Here is a 4,380-nt window from a genome sequence, read left to right as displayed (position 1 = left end):
TGTTTTAAATGAAAATAATAAAACGGCAATCAAAATCGTGCTCGATATGCTCAATGCTTTAAGAAATCAGTATGTTGAAACAAAAGATAAAAAATTTTGGAAAATGTTAATTGAACTGCTGCCGGAATCTTTTAATCAAAAAAGAACCTGCACTTTTAATTACGAAAACCTTTATTCTATAGTAAGACAAAGAAAAAATCATAAGTTAACAGAGTGGTCGGATGGTTTTATAGATTGGGTAAAAACCCTGCCCTATGCAAAAGAATTGATTTTTTGCGGGGAAAATGAATGAAAGACGTTAGGATTTTATTACTTTTTTCATAAAAATAGGAACAAAAGGACTTGAACTTTTAGAGGTTTGAGTTCTTTTGTTTTTATTATTTTTATGATATATTAAGTATATATTATTTATACGCTCAGTAAAATTTTTTCGACATTCATATCTATTGATAAAAACGCTAAGCAGCATAAAAATACGGGGATAAATAGGGAATTAATAGAGAGAAAAGGCAGGCGAAAAGAATATATGATAGAAAATTATATTGCAATAGGTATATTAAACATACTTGTTTTAGTTATGCTGAGCTTTATGGTTCAAAAGAATGATATTCTCGACGTGAAAAAAAAGAAGGTATATTCGGTTACTATTTTCGCAACCGTCGCTGTTATCTTATCTGAAGTGGGAACAAGCCTTTTTGAAGCTTTGGGTCCGTCATTTCGCATACCCAATATGACCGCTAATGTTATAGGCTTTTCGGTTTCTCCGATTATCCCTATTCTGTTAGCGTCAGTTTTCAGCAACAAATATTCGAAAATTCCTCCATTGTTATTTTTGCCTTCCATAGCCAATCTGATTTTGACAGTGACTTCGCCAAAATGCGGTTTGATTTTCACAATCTCGCCGGAAAATGTATACAGCCGCGGTCCGGCGTTCATATTTTACATCGTTGCATATGGCTGGGGCATCGCTGTATTATTCGATACTATAATCAGAACAACAAAGCGATATTATAGCAAAAGCAGTTTTATACTGACTTTCCTGTTTTTATTTTTATTGATCGGCACTACTATTCAGGTTTTGATTCCAAAGCTGCACGCTACGTGGACGTGCGTCACATTTGCTATGGTCATTTATTATGCTTTTATCTGTGAATTCAGTGACAAACATGATATTTTGACGATGCTTTTTAATAGGCGGGCATATGAAAGCGCTAAAAATCACTTTGAAGCATTGGAAAGGGCAGCGGTTATCCTTATTGATGTGGACAACTTCAAGCAAATCAACGACACTTACGGCCATCAATACGGCGACGACTGTCTTGGTACGATCGGTATTGCCATAAAGTCTGCCTTTTCAGATATTGGAACCGGATTTCGGATCGGCGGGGATGAGTTCTGCATTTTAAGCGATATAACAGATGAAGAACTTATAAAGCACGCGCTTGAAAGGCTTATTGGCGAGATCAACGCGAATAGGGATAAAAGCCCGCAGTTTCCTACGGTATCTATTGGGTATAAGATTTATCATAAAGCAAGCGGCAACAGCATCAACCAAGTGTTCCAAGAGGCAGATAAGGAACTTTATTTGCAAAAACGCCGAAATATGACGGTGCAATTATGATATTTGTGCGTGGTTTTTAATGTAAGTTGATTTTTTTGTGCGGTTAATGTGATATAATGAAACTATTATACATAATTAATGAGTCAAAATGTAAAGGAGTCAAAAATCATGACAAAAATAGATCTTGTCAGACAGGAAATGATGAAGGCGCTGAAAGAAAAGGATATGGATCGTAAAAATGCGTTATCTTTGCTTCTTTCAGCATTAAAAGCAAAGTTTATCGATAAACGTGCCGACCTTACGGAGGAAGAGGAAAACACTATAATCTGCAAAGAGATAAAGGAAGCGCAGGAGACGATGGCGTCCTCGCCGAAAGACAGAGCCGATATAATCAAGGAATGCGAGCTTAGAATCAAGGTTTATTCAGAATTTGCACCGAAAATGATGTCAGAGGATGAAATCAAGGCTGTTATCCAGAAGGTCATCGGAGAACTGGGGATTTCGGCTCCGTCAGCAAAGGATAAAGGCGTGATTATGAAATCTCTGATGCCACTTTTAAAAGGCAAGGCTGACGGCGGTCTTGTGAACAGACTTGTCGGAGAATTGTTGAAATAACCACGTAAGAACGGAATATTAAAAGGATCAGAACCTTTCAAGGAACTGATCCTTTTTTTAGATTACTTATCTCTTTTAAACTCGAGGATATCGCCTGGCTGACATTCGAGAGCGTCACAGATTGAGTCAAGCGTTGAAAATCTTATTGCGCTTATTTTGCCGGTTTTGATTTTTGAAAGATTAACGTTTGCGATCCCGACTTTATCGGCAAGGTCATTAAGAGATATTTTGCGGTCTGCCATCATACGGTCAAGCCTTAATATGATTGCCATTGCGTGTCCCCCCCCTTAAAGCGTTTCGTCCGACTGCTGTTGGAGGTCGGCGCCATACTGGAATATGAGCGCAAAGCAGTATATTATAATTGCGAGCACGAACAGCTCTGATCTGAAATTGACCGGATTGTCCACAAGTGACAAGGATTTTCCGATAGCCGCGGAGATTTCCGGCGAAATGATACTGTCAACAAAAAGGAGCATTGCGATTTTTTTCATCCTCGAGATGTTTTTAGGCAAAAACGGCGAATATTCGCGGCTTATATCCTTGAAAATTCGATTTGTCAGAATCAAGATCGCAACGAAAAATGACTGGTCGGCGATGCCTGTAAATAAAGCTGCGTTTACTCCATTATCCGCTGCGATTTGAATAGGCGAAATCACACGTACATGCCCTAACATAAAACTGTTTTCGGGAGTTATCATCGACCATATGACTCCGGTCGTTGCAATGCATAAAAAAACGAAGCCGCAGATATAGAGTATTTTTGTTATTACGGCTACAATCCTGCTTGTGGTCTTGATTTTTTTCTGTATTTCGTTCATAAATTTCCCTCCGTTTGCTTTGATGGGATCAGTATAGCAGATGAATTAATATATGTCAATAATTATTTAACGATAAACGTTAAATAATTTACGGGAAAATCAAGACAATATTTTTTTTATTTACTTTTAGAGAAACTGATACTATAATATAAGATACTATAATGCATCGACGAGGACGAGTAAGCTTTACCCAGCTTTTAAAGAGATGCTGCGCCGCCGGCTGAAAGCGAAGCAAAGCATGAAAAGCTGAAAACCACCTCCGAGCAGTCGCCTGAACGTACAGTAAGAGCGAACGGTGATTCCGTTATAATCATACAAGTGGCAGACTTTGCATAATAAAAATGCAGGCTTGTAATTTGGGTGGAACCATGTGAGCAGTGCTCTCATCCCATTGGGATGGGGGCATTTTTGTTTGCTCAAAAGAAATGGGGTGAAATGTCCGTGAGAAATAAGTCATCACACAAAGCATACTTTTCTCGCGGTATTACCGGCCTCTGCTTAAATCAACATTATTAATTTGATAAGCAGGGATGGTATATGAAAACAAACGAAAACAGCGGCATCGAATCTCTTCGCAGGACTTATGCATTTGTGTTGGCGGCAGCGGTGTCTGAAATCTATTCTGATGTAAAGCTTGGCGGCGGAGGTTTAACGGAAAACGGGTTTTATTATGACTTCAAATTGCCGGCTCAGATCTCGCTTACAGATCTGCCGGCGATAGAAGAAAAGATGAAAGAGCTCATTGCAAACACGGCAATCAAGTTATCGACTGAAAGCCCTGAAAAGATAAAATCGCTTTTTCAGGATCAGCCGTACAAACTTGAGCTGTTGAATGACGGATGCGCCATTTATTCGCTGGGCGCATTTCGTGATTTATGCGAATATCCGCTGTCTATGCAAAGTCTTGACACAAATTCATTCAAGCTGTCGGGACTTTCAGGCGCCTATTGGAAAGGCGACGCTGACGGCGATATGCTGACTAGAATAAGCGGAGCGGCTTTTGAAAACGAAGCTAAGCTTAAAGAATTTACCTTGCTCGAAGAAGATATCGCAAGGCGAGATCACCGGAATCTCGGAGCCCAGCTCGACCTGTTCAGCTCGACGCCGGAAATAGGGCAGGGGCTGGTGCTGTGGCATCCGAAGGGTGCTATGGTGCGATATCTGCTTGAAAAATTCAGCCAGCAGGCTCATATCATGAACGGCTATGACTGGGTGTATACCCCACATATCGGGCGCGCGGAACTGTGGAAGACCTCGGGGCATCTGGGCTTCTATAAAGACAGCATGTACAGCCCGATCATGATCGACGGGGAGGAATATTATCTAAAGCCCATGAACTGCCCGTTCCATATTGCCATTTACCAGTCGTCAATGAAATCCTACAGG

At 40.2% G+C, this 4,380-nt stretch carries 6 protein-coding genes and 1 other annotated feature; of the genes, 4 read left to right on the top strand and 2 right to left on the bottom strand.

Features of this window, described 5'->3' with window-relative positions:
- From Q8865_11070 to Q8865_11060, 3 genes are all read left to right on the top strand, one after another.
- Positions 1-292: hypothetical protein (locus Q8865_11070; GenBank protein ID MDP4153959.1), on the top strand; the 292-nt coding region annotated here is incomplete at its 5' end.
- Positions 293-526: 234 nt separating this feature from the next.
- Complete coding sequence (locus tag Q8865_11065) at positions 527-1,621, top strand: diguanylate cyclase (protein MDP4153958.1); 1,095 nt, start codon at positions 527-529, stop codon at positions 1,619-1,621.
- Between the two features lie 108 nt (positions 1,622-1,729).
- Positions 1,730-2,176 (top strand): GatB/YqeY domain-containing protein, encoded by a 447-nt coding sequence (locus Q8865_11060; protein ID MDP4153957.1) that lies wholly within the window; start codon positions 1,730-1,732, stop codon positions 2,174-2,176.
- Positions 2,177-2,238: 62 nt separating this feature from the next.
- Here the strand turns inward: Q8865_11060 and Q8865_11055 are convergent, their stop codons facing one another.
- Both Q8865_11055 and Q8865_11050 read right to left on the bottom strand, forming a co-directional pair.
- Positions 2,239-2,448: a helix-turn-helix transcriptional regulator gene (locus tag Q8865_11055; GenBank protein ID MDP4153956.1), complete on the bottom strand. Its 210-nt coding sequence runs from the start codon at positions 2,446-2,448 to the stop codon at positions 2,239-2,241.
- 15 nt (positions 2,449-2,463) lie between these two features.
- Positions 2,464-2,994 carry a hypothetical protein gene (locus Q8865_11050; GenBank protein ID MDP4153955.1) on the bottom strand — a complete coding sequence of 177 codons (531 nt, stop codon included), beginning with the start codon at positions 2,992-2,994 and terminating at the stop codon, positions 2,464-2,466.
- 157 nt (positions 2,995-3,151) lie between these two features.
- Positions 3,152-3,388: a binding site (T-box leader), on the top strand.
- Between the two features lie 143 nt (positions 3,389-3,531).
- Here Q8865_11050 and Q8865_11045 point away from each other — a divergent pair.
- A partial coding sequence (locus tag Q8865_11045) for a threonine--tRNA ligase (GenBank protein ID MDP4153954.1) occupies positions 3,532-4,380 on the top strand: 849 nt, incomplete at its 3' end.

The organism is Bacillota bacterium, from assembly GCA_030705925.1.
GTDB lineage: Bacteria > Bacillota > Clostridia > Oscillospirales > Feifaniaceae > JAUZPM01.
This window is presented reverse-complemented; position numbering and strand designations above follow the sequence as displayed.

What these genes read in the sequence shown, in the direction of transcription:
- Q8865_11050 (MDP4153955.1), bottom strand. Translation starts at nt 2,994, where the DNA reads ATGAACGAAATACAGAAAAAAATCAAGACCACAAGCAGGATTGTAGCC.
- Q8865_11065 (MDP4153958.1), top strand. Translation starts at nt 527, where the DNA reads ATGATAGAAAATTATATTGCAATAGGTATATTAAACATACTTGTTTTA.
- Q8865_11055 (MDP4153956.1), bottom strand. Translation starts at nt 2,448, where the DNA reads ATGGCAATCATATTAAGGCTTGACCGTATGATGGCAGACCGCAAAATA.
- Q8865_11060 (MDP4153957.1), top strand. Translation starts at nt 1,730, where the DNA reads ATGACAAAAATAGATCTTGTCAGACAGGAAATGATGAAGGCGCTGAAA.